At 40.6% G+C, this 14,993-nt stretch carries 13 protein-coding genes and 1 pseudogene; 7 read left to right on the top strand and 7 right to left on the bottom strand.

Translation table 11 applies throughout. The features are described from left to right. The first annotated feature begins 1 nt into the window (after nt 1). The 3 genes from HNW13_RS22315 to HNW13_RS22305 all read left to right on the top strand — a co-directional run bounded on the left by HNW13_RS22315 (nt 2) and on the right by HNW13_RS22305 (nt 4,069). Nucleotides 2-766, top strand: coding sequence for a SapC family protein (locus tag HNW13_RS22315; protein WP_101087332.1), 765 nt, complete (start codon nt 2-4; stop codon nt 764-766). Between the two features lie 35 nt (nt 767-801). Then, nucleotides 802-2,253 carry an SLC5 family protein gene (locus HNW13_RS22310; protein WP_162024232.1) on the top strand — a complete coding sequence of 484 codons (1,452 nt, stop codon included), beginning with the start codon at nt 802-804 and terminating at the stop codon, nt 2,251-2,253. 214 nt (nt 2,254-2,467) lie between these two features. Then, nucleotides 2,468-4,069 carry a methyl-accepting chemotaxis protein gene (locus HNW13_RS22305; protein WP_192116431.1) on the top strand — a complete coding sequence of 534 codons (1,602 nt, stop codon included), beginning with the start codon at nt 2,468-2,470 and terminating at the stop codon, nt 4,067-4,069. Nucleotides 4,070-4,087: 18 nt separating this feature from the next. On the opposite strand, the gene HNW13_RS22300 is transcribed toward HNW13_RS22305, so the two are convergent. The 3 genes from HNW13_RS22300 to HNW13_RS22290 all read right to left on the bottom strand — a co-directional run bounded on the left by HNW13_RS22300 (nt 4,088) and on the right by HNW13_RS22290 (nt 6,708). Further along, nucleotides 4,088-4,876: a PepSY-associated TM helix domain-containing protein gene (locus tag HNW13_RS22300; RefSeq protein WP_254439947.1), complete on the bottom strand. Its 789-nt coding sequence runs from the start codon at nt 4,874-4,876 to the stop codon at nt 4,088-4,090. 11 nt (nt 4,877-4,887) lie between these two features. Next, nucleotides 4,888-5,418: an FMN-binding protein gene (locus tag HNW13_RS22295; RefSeq protein ID WP_192116432.1), complete on the bottom strand. Its 531-nt coding sequence runs from the start codon at nt 5,416-5,418 to the stop codon at nt 4,888-4,890. 114 nt (nt 5,419-5,532) lie between these two features. Continuing rightward, complete coding sequence (locus HNW13_RS22290) at nt 5,533-6,708, bottom strand: porin (RefSeq protein WP_101087337.1); 1,176 nt, start codon at nt 6,706-6,708, stop codon at nt 5,533-5,535. 548 nt (nt 6,709-7,256) lie between these two features. Between HNW13_RS22290 and HNW13_RS22285 the strand changes: the two genes are divergently transcribed. Both HNW13_RS22285 and HNW13_RS22280 read left to right on the top strand, forming a co-directional pair. Then, nucleotides 7,257-7,922, top strand: coding sequence for a methyltransferase domain-containing protein (locus tag HNW13_RS22285; RefSeq protein WP_101087338.1), 666 nt, complete (start codon nt 7,257-7,259; stop codon nt 7,920-7,922). A 499-nt stretch (nt 7,923-8,421) separates the two neighbouring features. Then, nucleotides 8,422-9,615, top strand: a complete 1,194-nt coding sequence (locus HNW13_RS22280; RefSeq protein ID WP_192116433.1) for a class I SAM-dependent methyltransferase — start codon at nt 8,422-8,424, stop codon at nt 9,613-9,615. A 165-nt stretch (nt 9,616-9,780) separates the two neighbouring features. On the opposite strand, the gene HNW13_RS22275 is transcribed toward HNW13_RS22280, so the two are convergent. Further along, a complete protein-coding gene (locus tag HNW13_RS22275) occupies nt 9,781-10,041 on the bottom strand; it encodes a DUF805 domain-containing protein (protein WP_192116434.1) in 261 nt (86 codons plus the stop codon). 191 nt (nt 10,042-10,232) lie between these two features. On the opposite strand from HNW13_RS22275, the gene HNW13_RS22270 reads away from it, so the two are divergent. After that, entirely contained in the window at nt 10,233-10,730 is a 498-nt protein-coding gene (locus HNW13_RS22270; protein ID WP_162024236.1) for a fasciclin domain-containing protein, read from the top strand. Between the two features lie 535 nt (nt 10,731-11,265). Here the strand turns inward: HNW13_RS22270 and HNW13_RS22265 are convergent. From HNW13_RS22265 to HNW13_RS23705, 3 genes and pseudogenes are all read right to left on the bottom strand, one after another. After that, a complete protein-coding gene (locus HNW13_RS22265) occupies nt 11,266-11,502 on the bottom strand; it encodes an antitoxin Xre/MbcA/ParS toxin-binding domain-containing protein (protein ID WP_192116435.1) in 237 nt (78 codons plus the stop codon). Nucleotides 11,503-11,507: 5 nt separating this feature from the next. After that, complete coding sequence (locus tag HNW13_RS22260; RefSeq protein ID WP_279575220.1) at nt 11,508-12,527, bottom strand: TnsD family Tn7-like transposition protein; 1,020 nt, start codon at nt 12,525-12,527, stop codon at nt 11,508-11,510. A 36-nt stretch (nt 12,528-12,563) separates the two neighbouring features. Next, nucleotides 12,564-13,004 (bottom strand): annotated as a pseudogene (locus HNW13_RS23705) (TniQ family protein); the annotation flags it as partial. An 88-nt stretch (nt 13,005-13,092) separates the two neighbouring features. Between HNW13_RS23705 and HNW13_RS22255 the strand changes: the two are divergent. Then, a protein-coding gene (locus HNW13_RS22255; protein WP_192114312.1) for an IS3 family transposase occupies nt 13,093-14,648 on the top strand; the annotation gives its coding sequence in 2 pieces (ribosomal slippage) (nt 13,093-13,546 and nt 13,546-14,648; 1,557 coding nt in all). Nucleotides 14,649-14,993 lie beyond the last annotated feature (345 nt).

The following is a 14,993-nucleotide window of genomic DNA, read 5'->3' as shown; positions in this document are numbered from 1 at the left end:
TATGAAAAAACTAACAGAATTAACGCCTCAACAGCACCAAAACTTACGATTAGCAAACGACAGCGCCATCCAATTTGCTCATCAACAAAACATCATGAACCTGCGGGTATCTGAAGTCAGCCAAACGGCTTGCAGTATGCCAATTGTTTATGTCCGTGATGGTAACAATGGTCAATGGGTATTAACGGCATTTACTAGCTTCGAGCAAGGTAGCAACCTATTTGTCGAACAAGGTAAGTGGACCGCGCTACACACGCCAACTAACATGCAAACCTTTCCATTTTTTTTGATGATGTCACCTGACGACCCACAACGTTACACCATTGGTATTGACGAACAACATGGGGTGTTTTCTGCCACAACAGGACAAGCCATTTTTGAAACCAACGGCAAAGCATCGCTGCATTTATCTAGAGTAAAAGCTTTGCTTGAATCTGACATTAACAATGATCTCCAGACCCAAGCATTTAATCAGCATATTAGCCAACTTGGCCTGCTACGCCCAATTAGTATTTTAATCCAGCATCAAGATGGCTCAACACCTAGTTTGTCGGGTTTATTCACTATTGATGAAGACAAACTACAAGCCCTCAGCCAAGAAGCACTCTTTGAGCTACACCAGAAAGGTTATCTTGCGCCATTACAAGCCATGCTAATGTCATTATTTCAACTCAATGCGCTGATCAAAAAGCACAATAAAACCCCAGGCTTGAACCCAATAAAAAGCATCAAATTAGAAGTCAGTAAAAATTCAGCTGCGGCATAACAATACCCAATAAAAACTTGGGAAAGGGAACAATAATGTCTGAAAATATTATTCAAATATCCGTATTTACCATTGTAACGGCAATGATTGGGTTATTAACGTACATAAAATGTCGTGGCAGCAACCGTCAACAAAGCACACAAAATAAAGAATATTTTCTCGCTGGGGGCGGCTTAAGTTGGGTGTTTGTGGCAGGGTCTATCACCCTAACAAATTTAAGTACTGATCAGCTGGTGGGCATGAACGGTAACCAAATGGCACTGCTAGCATGGTGGGAGTTCTCTGCTGTGATTGGCCTGATTATTCTGGCTAAATTATTCTTACCCGTTTATTACAAGTATAACTGTACCACCACAACTGAGTTGTTGGAAAAAAGATACAATAACAAGCATATACGAGCCGTTATTGGGTCTATATTCTTTTTAGGTAATGCTTTTATCTACATGCCAGCAGTGATTTATTCAGGCTCTCTGTTTATGCAGACCATGTTTAATGTCGACATTCCACTTATGTATATTGCTGTTGCATTTGCGACGCTAGGCGCAGTTTATGCTTTCTTCGGAGGGTTACGCGCGGTAGCCGTATCAGACACCTACTCTGGAGTATTATTACTGGGCATGGCCATTTTTGTGGTGTATCTAGCCCTAAATGCGATTAATTATGACTTATCTGATATTCCGGTAGAACGACTAACCTTCATTGGTGGTGATGATTCGCCTTTACCTTGGCACACCCTACTAACCGGAATGATTTTCATCCAAATGTTCTATTGGGGTACCAACCAAACCATTACTCAACGTGCCATGGCCGCACCCACACTAAAAGAAGCTCAAAAAGGCGTATTTGCTGCAGCAGGTATTCGTATTCTAATCGTACCGGCTATCGTGGTTATTCCTGGGATTGTGTCATACAAACTGTATGGTGATATTGGTGACGCTGCATACGGGCGAATTGTAGGTGACCTCATGCCAACGTGGTTAACGGGTGTATTTGCCGCCGCAATGGCTGCGGCAGTATTATCGACATACAACAGTTTACTAAACTCAGCGACGGCGCTGTATGTGTGTGACATTCACGAAGCCTATATTAAAAAAGACCCTAACGTGGTGCGCTTAAGCGGTTGGGTTACATTATTACTCAGTATTTTAACTCTTACATTAGTGCCTATTTATCAACAAGCCGAAAGTATCATCAACTTATTACAACAGTTAAATGGTTTACTCAGCATGCCTATTCTGTCGATATTTATTGTAGGCTTAGTGTTTAAAAATATAGATGCCAGAGCGGGGATCGGTGCGGTTATATTTGGAGTAATGCTATATGCCTCACTAACATTTGAATTTTCCCCATTCTATTCAAGCTGGCACTACATTCACTTAATGCCAGTCACATTAGCCGCCTGCATCACCTTTGCGTTAGTCTCAAACCGCTTTGTGTTTGGCAACACGATTCAATTTGCCAAAGGCGACGAGATAGAAACGGCTTAGTAGGTAACATCGATACCGGAGTGAACATTGACAAAATGTTCGCTCTTTTTTTTTACCCTAAAAATCTAAATTAATGATAATTTAGGCCTTACTAATCAAGAATGTTAGTACTGTGCCGATATGATTAGCATTAGAAAAAAATGAATATAACTTCTCTTGTCTCCGGTCTTAGTTACACTGAGATCAAAAAATGACCCGATTAAGGTATTAACCCATGTTTAACGCTTTTAATACTATCAAAGCTCGTATTCTACTAGGCTATGCAGCTATTTTATTAATGACCCTAGTGGCGGCTGTTTTACTCAATAACAGCAACCAAACCGTAAAACAAGAAGTTGGCGGGTTTGTCGATGGCACATTACCTGCGCTTAACAGCATTACACGGGTACAAAGTCTTGCCAAAGAACTGGTATTAATGGGTTATTCTTTATACGGTACAACCATCGACGTTACAGAGTTTAACCAGAATAAAGTTCAACTAGAAAAAAGTCTTAACGAGCAGTATCAACAATTAAATACCGTAACATCTACCCAATTAATGCCGCAAATTGACGCGCTTAACGCGGCGTTATCGGCACTTGAAAACACCATGAGTAAATCATCGGTAGATTGGGACAATGCCCGCAATCATTTAGGTACATTAAATGATAGTGCTAACGATCTCAAAGATCGTCTAGACATTCTCGCCGAAGAAATTTCGACTCAAGCCAACCAAAATGCAATGAACATTCAAAGCGAACTTGGCTACAATACTATGCTCATTTCTGTATTAGTTGGACTCATGTTGGTTGTTGCAGTTGGGGCCTACTTAGCAGCACAAAAACAAATAGCCACTCCTATACAGCAACTGTCAAACGACCTCACCCGCATTGCGCAAAATCGTAATTTAAAAGCCAAACTGTCTGATGAATGCATTGTTGAAATTAGTAATGTGGCCACCAGTGTTAATGGCTTAATTAACGTATTCCGTTTAGGAATGAATGAAGTACATGACGCCATCGCCAGTATTAGCCAAACCGTTGCCCAGTTAAGTAACACAACAGGTAAATCATCAGCCTCTGTGGATGAGCTTCAACACACTATTGTGAGTTTAGTAGATGTGATGTCGCAACTTGAGCAGCAAATGGAGCAAAGTGTCGAACATTCACAAAGTGCATCAGATTCTGCTCAACAGGGTGCGCAGAGCATGGTTGAAGGGCAAAAAGAAGTTAAACAAACAGCTGACAGCATTAGCGTATTAGCCCAAGACATTGAAACGACTGCCAGCATGCTACTCACACTGCAAAATTCAGGAAAACAAGTGGCTACCGTGGTAAAAACCATTGCCGATATCGCCTCACAAACTAATTTATTGTCATTGAACGCAGCTATTGAAGCGGCTAGAGCCGGTGAAACAGGAAGAGGTTTTGCGGTAGTTGCAGATGAGGTTAGAACGTTAGCCTTACGCACACATAATTCAACTGTAGAAATAAATAAAATGCTCGCCAATATCGTTGATTCAATTCAATCAGCGGTCGACAATATGGCATCCAACCAACAAAAAGCACAACACTCCGTATCATTAGCAAATCAGTTAGTAGTAACACTTGAACAGAGCCGCCAACTTATTTTGTCTCTTGCCACAGTAAGCCAAGAATCAGCCATGCTAGCACAAGCATCACAGCAGCAGGCTCATACCGTTAAGCTTAAAGTACAAGACTTTACGCTATTAGGTGAATCTGTATCTGAGGGGAATCATCAAATTAGCGAGGCAGGTAATAAGTTGAGTAATTTAGCCGATAAGCTAACCGACACAGTCGATCAGTTTGAACGCTAAAAATGGTAATTGAATAGATTATCTCGGTGGTTTTTGTTTTAACCAAATCCAAAAGCCGCTGAGAGATACCATTAGTAATGCTAGCGCGAATAAGTCCCACAGCCAAACCGTTAATGATCCAAATAAGCGACCACTATGCAGATCTAGCATTACGCGTTGCCAATGTAAGTTAGCGCTGCGCGCAAGATTAACAACCTCTTTATCCACAAATTTACTTTCACTCAGCCAAACAGGTGCTGTTAACGGCGCAATAGCTTGCCAATCGATGAGTTGCTCATCTGCTTGAAATACACCATTTTCAGTATTTAACCACACCCGGCCATCAACAATCGCTAGCGCTAACAAACCAGACGGAAGTCCGGTGCTGGCATTTTGAGTTTCTTGTAACTGACCAAGATCATTAAATAAATACAGTTGCTGTGCATCTATGGCCACCAGCATGTTACCGACATAGCTGGCACTAATTAAGGTCGCATTGGACTCTAAAATCATATGTTGGTTTTGCCACAATAGATTATCGGTAATATATAATGCAGTAGGTGCAACACCAAACTGAGCAACATGAGAAGGAGGAGCAATACCATAATAATCAAGCAACCACGACTGGGTAACCGGTGCTTGGTCTAAACCAAAATCATCACTGTGATTTATCGCTACGCCAGTCAGCACTAACAATAAGATAAATAACGCACTCGCTAATCCTAAGCGACGGTGCCAAGGACGAAGGGCTCGCAAAATCTTAAGTCTAAAACGGTTACGTCGAGATGTTTTTGTCACACTAACCTGCTTGAAATGATCCGCTAGAATTGAAACGTGGTTTATTGCACCACATGCGCATGAAGTAACAATGCAATGCGCGATAACTTAGTTAACGCTCTTACTGATAATGTTGCACCAGTAATCCCGTCTATATGCTTATCAAGCTGATGTTGGTCATCTAACTTGGCCAGCTTAAATTGGTCTGTAAAAAAATCATGACGAACCTCGTCACCGCGACTTTCACGATAAATTAGCACTTTAGTCCGCATAATTTGATGGTCTTTAATATGAATAGCCACCGTAATCGGCGATTCCTTGCCTATTTCGTCCATTATCCAAACGGTTTCATCATTGTGTAGCCAGTAACGCATACGCATTTTATTAAAACGATGGGCTAAAATAGCTTCTACGGCTTGTTTGAGATCATCATCTAACCACAACACTTTAGACTCGCCAGCATTGCCATTAAATGCTTGGCTAATAAAGGCGTCATTTGACTGATACTGTGTTGCTACAGCGCTAAATGCCGAAAAATAAACAGCTAACCCCATCATAAATAACATCAAATATGATCGTAATATTGTCTGCATATCAATCCTTAGCCAAGAACAAAAATAAGGGTGCCGACAATATACACTGTTGGCACCCAAAATTTTACCGATAATCTGTTTCATCGATGCGTGCTTTTACTGAATGCTCAGCAATTAGAACTGGTAACCAACACCTAGGTTGAAACCGTCTGAATCTGCAGCGCCACCAATGTTTTCGTAATCAGCTTTAAACACTACGTTTTCGTGTAACCAGTAGTTAACACCCACGTTGGTTTGTTTTTTCTTAGTATCGGCACTATCACCCGCATTGTTGTCCCACTCGTTATAACGAGCAAACACACCAAACTGTTCATTAATGCGGTAAGAAGGCTCAATATAGAAACCATTTTGCTTATCGCGACCTAATGCTTCAGCTTCTTTACCATCAATATCCCACTGGGCGAATAATGCCTTAACAGTGAAGTTTTCAATGCTGTAAATAGCGTGTGCTGTTAACAATGTAGCAGAAGCGCTATCAACACCAGCAGTCCCCTGAGTTAAGTCAGACTGATACTGAACCGTGGCAGCTAATTCTAAACCCGGTACTGCAGTGTATTTTACGCGGCCGGTATAAGCTAAATCTTCGCCTTTCGCTTCAGATACTTTTTGACGACCGTTACGGATTTTATAGCCTGAGCTTTCGTCCAAATACAAACCAGAAGTCACTGCAGTGTCAAAAGCTAAACCTGGAGCGGCTTTAATATTAAGGTTTAAACCACCTTCCCACCATGTTGCAGGAATAATATCTTTTTCTACCGGGTTACGCTCAACACCGTAAAATACCGTTGGTTCGTGAGTTTCGTTGATAATACCTACTGGCATTAAGAATAAACCTGCTTTAGCAGTAAGCATCTCATTAAAATCGTGCTCGATATAAGCTTGCTCTAGCTCAACTTCGCCATTTTGACTCTCACCGGCAATTGAGTGCTCAACTTCTAGTTCAGAGAAAAAACGAGTGGTGCTGTTAAACTCATGACCCACAAACAATACAAAACGGTGAAAATCGAATTCTTTTTTGTCGGTACCGGTTTGGTTATTGCTAATATTGTTATAGTGTAATTCACCATAACCACCAATAGTGGTAGCCGACTTACTTGATGCGCTCGCTTCTACTACATCTGCAGTAGTTTCTACACGCTTTTCAGTTTGCTCAAGACGCTTTTCAAGATCTTTAAGCACTTTCTGCTGCTGCTCAATAATCTGACGTAGTTCAGTCGTTTCGTCAGAAGCCATAGCTTGATTGCTAGCCAAAAGACTAAATAGTGTTGCAGCAATTAACGTTTTTTTCATATCTCATCCCGATTAGACAATGTAAACAACTACTGTGTTGTGTAAACCAATGTAAATTTTCGTGAATTATACATAACGAACATGTTAATGCAAACCATTATCATTAAGTTTGTGATACGCATGTCACATTATTAACAATCACAAATAACAGTGAAATGTCACAACAGATACAAATATTGATAAAAAGAGTTAACACTGATGACGGGCCAGAATGATGTTATAAATTGGTAGAAACGGGGTTTTATTGAAATACAAATAGAGGTGCTAATCTGGTGCCGGAGTGAGTAAAAACCAACTTTTCGCGCCGACATTATCAGTTATAGATGAGTTAATATCTGCACAGAACATTAATCCAACTGAGTTCCATCGAGTAGGTAAAAATACAATACTATAATGCTTTTAACAAAGATCTAAGTCTAACAAAACCTAACAGTTAGTTAAATACATTGCCTTTCTAACGAACTGCTATAACCTAACTAAAACCTCTTCGTTTTGTCATTTATTTGCCCTCGATAGCTGGCTGAGCGCTCAATTTTTGAGACGGCCCAATGACAGCTCTTCGCTTAAGCTACCAAACCGTTGAATTTGGTGACATAGATGTTCATCTATGCACCTTACGTAATAATCAAGAATTTTATGACCCTACAGGTGTTGCTGAAAAACTCGGAATATCCTCTGCAAGCTGGCCTATTTTTGGCATTGTATGGCCATCAAGCTTAGTGCTGGCAAACTATATGTTGGATTACAAAACCGAAGGTAAAAGAATTCTAGAAATAGGCTGTGGAATCGCATTATCAAGCTTACTCCTCAACGAAAAACATGCCGATATTACCGCAACCGACTATCACCCAGAAGTTGAGCAGTTCCTTAACCGAAATACAAAACTCAACAATGGTAAAAACATTGCTTTTGAGCAAGTAGATTGGGCCAATGACACCAGTAAGCTGGGACTTTTTGACGTCATCATTGGCAGCGATTTACTCTATGAAGATGAGCATGTGCAGTTATTGGCTTATTTTATTAAAAACCATGCCAGTAAAAAATGTGACGTCATCATTGTAGACCCCGGTAGAGGTAGAAAGAATAAACTCAGTGTAAAATTAGCTGAGTTCGGTTTCATCAGCAGCCATTTTAAACCAATACACACCGACTATTTAGCTCTACCCTTTAAAGGCTACATTCTGGTTTTTTCACGTGGTAATATCGTTACCTAATCAAGTATTATTGCCATTATCGAGTACGAGTAATCAGTGTGTTCAAATACTGGGATTCAGCAACGCTTGGTATAATTGCTACCGAATGCTTGTGGCGTTGTGTTTGACGGTTAGTAAAAGCATCACGTTAATCACTCGATCTAAAAACATCATCACAAGTCTGTAGGCATATTTGATTGTGCATCAACCACCAGCACCGTTTAATCTCGCTATAACGCAACAAAATACCTTTAATGCTGGATGGAATAAGCAATAATTACCGACTCAACCGCCAGAATCTACATTAACCACACCACACTAAGCCAACCATTTAATTATTTGTCAGGTTTTTAGGCTCAAAACAGGCTATGATCCCATTTTGTCGCCCCCTGGCTAATGCACTCAATTATTGAGGCATTACCCCAAGCCTATATTCAATTTCGATTAGGCTTATATGGCATCGTTATTAGATGCGCGATAACTCTTTTTACCCCTTTTATACTTTACATTAGGCAATACCATGGCTATCAGAATTAAACTTAAACCTGGCCGCGAGCGTTCATTAGAGCGTCGCCACCCTTGGATATTTTCCAATGGAATTCACAACGTCAATGGCGGAAAACCGCAAGCTGGTGACACTGTTGAAGTAGTGGCGCACGACGGGCATTGGCTCGGACGCGGTGCCTGGTCGCCAGAATCTCAAATCCAAGTGCGGATATGGACTTTCGACAAAGACGAAACTATCGATGCCGACTTCTTCGCCCGACGCATAAAAAGAGCCCAAGCAGGACGTGATGATTTGATCCGCGAACAAGGTCTAACGGGTTATCGCTTAATTGCCGCTGAATCGGACGGTTTACCCGGTATCACCATAGACCGTTATGCCAACGTATTGGTTTGCCAACTGTTAAGCACTGGTGCTGAAAAATGGCGCGACACTATCGTTGAGCAACTGGTTCTTCAATATCCGGACTGCGCTGTCTATGAGCGTTCAGATGTCGACTCAAGAAAGAAAGAAGGCCTGACTCCGGTTTTAGGATTACTACACGGGGAGTTACCTGCTATGCCCGTCATCATCGAAGAAAACGGTATTAAGATTGCCGTCGATGTTGTTAAAGGTCATAAAACAGGTTTCTATCTGGATCAGCGTGACAACCGTGCTATGGCGGCTCGTTTCGTCAAAGGTAAGTCAGTACTAAACTGTTTCTGTTACACCGGGACTTTTGGCTTATATGCCGCCAAAGCAGGCGCTGCGAGTATTGAAAACGTCGATGTATCAACCTTAGCCCTACAAACTGCTCGCGATAATATGGCCATTAATAACCTTAATGATGACCATGTAAGCTATAACGAAGCTGACGTATTCAAATTACTACGCCAGTACCGAGATGAAGGTAAAACCTTTGATGTTATTGTTTTAGACCCGCCTAAATTTGCCGACAATAAGTCGCAACTCGATGGCGCATGTCGCGGTTATAAAGACATCAATATGATTGCGATGCAATTACTTAATCCAGGTGGAATATTACTGACGTTCTCGTGTTCAGGCTTAATGCAGTCAGACCTATTCCAAAAAGTGGTTGCCGATGCCGCACTTGATGCTAAGCGTGAAGTGCAATTTATTGAACGCATGCACCAAGCCAGCGATCACCCAATTAGCAGCGCATTCCCTGAAGGTTATTACCTGAAAGGACTCGTCGCTCGTGTTTGGTAATAGCTAAGTTTGACCAAATCAAAAAGGGAACAGTATCTGTTCCCTTTTTGTTGGGTAAAATAGCTGTAAGCTCTACGAAGTCTTATGCCGATAATATCAGTCACACAATCAAAACGCGTTTAAGTCAACATGAGTATTAGCCGCATCACGATATCTTGATCGGTTTTATGTTGGAACACCCAACTTAGGGTTAACACCGTAATCATTTACATCATGGCTGTCTTGAGCTAAGAAAACAATCAGAACAATTAAACCAATAATTGGGATTAATAGTATTAATTGCCACCCAGAACGGCCTGTGTCATGTAACCTTCTAGCTGCAATACTAAGACTTGGAACTAATAGCGCAAGACTCACTATCGCTGAAATGGTATCTAAACCAAGTACAGCTAAGACAATATTCAGAATACCAACCCATAAAAACATCCATGATGAATATCACCATCGTTATATCTTCCTGTCAGCTTTATGCAATTAGACTTATTTTAGTAATATTGACCCCCTAAGTGCACACAACGTCATCTCACAAGTTCATTGAAACAAAATTGATCTAGTTGATTAACTACTGCGTAACTAATGCTGAACTCAAAATGGTACACACCTAAAAGGAAGATAAAATGTTAAAGAAAATATCTACGATACTGACTCTTGTAGTGGCTAGTTTAGCGTTCTCATCTGTTTCTTATGCCGAACATCATGGTATGAAAAAAGACATTGTTGATGTAGCGGTTGAAAATGGCTCGTTTACCACTCTCGTAGCTGCAGTTAAAGCGGCAGGACTTGTTGAAACGCTGAAAGGTGAAGGTCCATTTACGGTATTTGCACCAACAGATGATGCATTTGCAAAGTTGCCTGAAGGCACTGTAGAAATGCTACTAAAACCAGAGAACAAAGATAAGCTTGTCGCGGTATTAACTTATCATGTTGTAGCTGGCAAAGTGTTAGCTGCTGATGTAGTTAAGCTAGATAGCGCAACAACAGTTGAAGGACAAACAGTTACCATTGAAGTAAAAGACGGTAATGTGATGGTAAACAATGCAAAAGTTATCATGACAGATGTTAACGCTAGCAACGGTGTCATCCACGTGATTGACACAGTGCTACTACCTAAGTAATTAATCACTGTCGGGGGCATAGGATACATTCCATGCCCCCGATTCTGTTGTGCTGAACGATTTAAGCCAGCACACAATAGTAACCAATCAATGCTTTGATAATACCTTGCTTGTGACGTAGTTAACTGGCTGCCGAGACAGCTTAATAGCCATATTTAAACAATCCTCAATAGCCTTCAACGACTCCAATAGTATCTTTAATTAGCTAAACCCCATTTAAAACTGGGGCGGCGATAATCTTCGTCGGGAATAAAATGCCCCTATCGAAATAGACAGATTTAACAACCAGACTATTAATGGTCAATTATCCCATTACGCTATAATATTATTTCACCCAATAAAAACGGCTTCCTAAGAAACCGTTTTTATTGAAATTAACTGTGGAAGTTAAATAAAGTACGCAACTAAAGTTTAAACTAAATGTATGATCTTTATAATAAAGTACGATCCTGAAAATTAATAATGTTAGAAACTAAAAAGCCGTTAAAATAGTATGAGACTAGTGATATTGGAAACTGATATTTAAGCTCATTAATTAAGCAAAACCACCACGATTAATCCCAGCTAAATATACAATAAAGTCCTTGGATAACCCTTTTTCACAAACATCAATCGCAGTAATATTCCCAAATGCTGGAATTGGTTTTTCTAACCACGCAGAAATACCTTCATAGTCTCCCGCCCAAGGCAGTAGTAAAGAGAAAATATACGCTATATCTTGATCTGAAAAATAGCGGCTTAGTAATTTTTCTAATTTTTGTTGTTCGTTCATTTAATTTACTGTCCTCTTAAAGCCCAAAAATTTGTTAATAGGCTGTCTAAAAATTCACATGTCATTTGAGTCATCCGCTCGTCACTTAACCCTGACAATCTAAGTATCTGCCATCTAGGAAGTATATTTGGTCTAGTCATAATCATGACTTGAGTAATCCTTCTTATTTGATAATCAGTAATACTTTCAGAGTAACGTGCAAGATAGATTGAAGCCAAGGGCAGTTTATATAAATACTTCTCCACTGAAGTTCCAGTATCTAATTGAGAAACAAGCCATTTAATCGATAATCGAGGCCCAGAAACATCGTCAGAATGTTTGTTGATTATACGAATAAAAGCTCTAACAATTTCCATATCCCTGCTTTTCCAATCAACTCTATTGTTTACTACGGGAATAGGACGCTTGTATTTGTTATTAGTGTTAAGCAACCAATCTCTATTGTGGCGGTATAACCACATATATGTACTTTCATTGCCATTTTTCCTAGCGACTTTAGCCCCGAATTGTTTAACTTGATTTAGCCATATTTTTTGGTTTTCTCGCATTTTTGTTTTTGAGAAAGTCGTTAATTTAACTTTTTTGATATTTGATTTAACTAAAGACTTTCCTCTATCAATAACCTCAGAGAGCTTGATATCTTTTTGAATTGCATAAAGTGCGACTAGATGCTCTAAATAACTGAAGGATTTCCGATGTTTTCTGGTGATTTTATGTAACCAATCAGACTCAGTTTCATTTGGAAATAAATTCATCGAACGTAGCCATTCCTCTGACCAGACACTCTCAATTGCCTCTTTCAGTAATGGGTAATTACAATAACAACCTTTTGCGAATCCATTTTTAACAAGTAAATCTCTATACAGGTTTGTCCATTGTTCAAAACTGAGTGATTGCTGCTCTCCTCGGTTGAGCAGCCAACACACTTGCACGTCTAACCACTTAGGATTGGTTACCGATATCTGAGGTGATAATGTTTCGATTTGTTGAGCTTGTAGAGGAAAATACTCATGCCTATGTTGCATTGAATGGTAGGGTTGAATATTTACTAGGGGAGTTCCGTGTATACAGCAATGATTTATTCCAACAATTTGATGTATTCTCCTCCAGTATGGTTCACCGACTGTATTCAGTTGTTCTTCAATACAATCCCGACAAGACCTCATCACATGTAATTTAGGTATTAATGATGCGGCATAACCTGAAGCTAGGTGAACCGAGCCAAAGCTCTTAAATTGCAGATGGCTTAAACATTCTAACCTTCTATTTTCAGGTAGAAATGGACTATACAATGGGAATAAAGTGTGCCCATAAATAAGATCTATGGGCGAGGGTAAATTAAACGAATTCATGGAGGAAAAATCGTTAAGCCGAGAGGGGAAGTTTACTGAAGAAATAGCAGAGCGACTGCCAATGGAACCACTGAGTAAACGTTTAGGACTTGTTACGCAAAAGCGTACTCTGGCCCGGCTCAATATGCCATACACTAACTCATCCGGGTAGGGCGCTGGGAACCCCCTGTGTCAGGATTGTTGTCACCCCTTAAAATCATCCAATAATTAAATAGAGGGGGCGGTCAATGAGAGCTCAATGGCACGATATTCATCTGAACGTAAAGAAGCAGTTTTAAAGAAGTTATTGCCTCCCCACAATATGACCGTCATGGAAGTGGCACGTAGTGAAGGGATCGCCTACCAAACCCTGTATCATTGGCGCGATAAAGCTAAAAAAGAGGGTCGCCCAGTGCCAGGTAAAAAATTGACCAGTAATGATTGGTCGGCCGAAGCTAAGTTTGCCGTTCTCATTGAAACAGCGCCAATGTCTGAAGCTGAAGTAAGCCAATATTGCCGAGAAAATGGTTTGTTTCGAGAACAAGTTCAGCAGTGGAAACAAGATTGTTTAGGGGGCTTTACGACAAGTGAAGTTCAAGCCAAAACGATTAAGCAGCAAGCCAAATCAGACAAAGCAGAAATCAAATCCCTGCAACGAGAGCTACGCTACAAAGAGAAGGCGTTAGCAGAAACAGCGGCTTTACTGGTGCTTAGAAAAAAGCTCAATGCGCTTTGGGAGGACGACAACGAGGAGAGTTAACGCCTTTGCCTAAGCGCATAACATTGGTGAATTTAATACAAGAAGCGTATGCCCACGGTGCACGTCTTTACAAGGCTTGCGCTGAAGCAGAGCTAAGTAAGCGGACGTATCGGCGCTGGTATCGAGCAGGAAAAGTACAAGCTGATTTAAGGCCCTCGGCGGTAAGACAGGAGCCAGCCAACAAGCTTAGTGATGACGAGGAAAAGCTGATACTGGCAACCTCGAATGAGGCAAGGTTTGCGAGTCTACCTCCCTCACAAATCGTGCCGACGCTGCTTGATGAAGGGGTCTATATCGCTTCAGAGTCGAGTTTTTACCGAGTGTTAAAAGCCAATGCTCAATTAAATCGACGTGGACGAAGCCAAAGCATAACAAAAAGAAGTAAACCAGATGCTTATGTTGCAGATGAGCCGAACAAAGTGTGGTCTTGGGATATCACTTATTTAGCTTCGGTCATCAAAGGACGCTTTTATTATCTATATATGTTTGAGGATATTTATAGCCGTAAGGTTGTGGGTTATGAAGTCCATGAACGTGAATGTGGTGAGCTAGCGGCCGAGTTAATGCAACGCAATATGCTGCGTGAGCAATGCTTTAAGAAGCCACTGGTATTGCACTCAGATAATGGTGCTCCGATGAAGTCGTTAACAATGAAAGCCAAGCTTGAAGAGTTAGGCGTTACCGCGTCATTAAGCCGCCCGAGTGTCAGTAACGATAACCCTTACTCCGAGTCGCTGTTTAGAACATTAAAGTATCGGCCAGAATGGCCTAGCTCTGGCTTTAAAAGCATCACCGAAGCACGAGAATGGGTCGAAGTATTTGTGACTTGGTACAATACTAAGCATAAACACAGCAAGCTCAACTTTGTGTCACCGAGTGAGCGTCATGCGATGCAAGACAGGACTATTTTATCTAAGCGTAAGATAGTGCTAGAGGAAGCGAGGTCAAGAAATCCTAAACGCTGGCCAAACGGTATAAGGAATTGTGACGCTGTAGGTGAAGTCACACTGAACCCAGATAAGAAGTCTGAAACAGAAACAAGAAATGCAGCTTAAAATTTAAGTAAAGAGTGCCAACTACCTTGAAAAACACCGATCCTGTGCGATTACTTCTAAAACAATCTTAGCACAAAAAACAAACCGCGAAAGATAAGCTATTGATAACAAATAACAAAACTGGACATCATAACAAAGCAAAAAACAATCTGGATAAATGGGGTCTATATTATTCAAGCAGTTAGATCTTTTTTTTGAATAAAAAAAAGTGAAAATAAATGCAAAAAACTTAGTTTTGTTACTAAATTTGACTCATTATTTTTGTTTTTGCTGAAATAACGCGGGGAATATTCTTGGCTTAACGAGAGATGTTGGTGCTGCTTTATAAAAATTAGCGTGTGATTG

It is taken from the genome of Shewanella sp. BF02_Schw (genome assembly GCF_014596695.2).
Lineage (GTDB): Bacteria > Pseudomonadota > Gammaproteobacteria > Enterobacterales > Shewanellaceae > Shewanella.
Note: the sequence above shows the minus strand (reverse complement) of the source record. Positions and strands in the feature narration are given on the sequence as shown.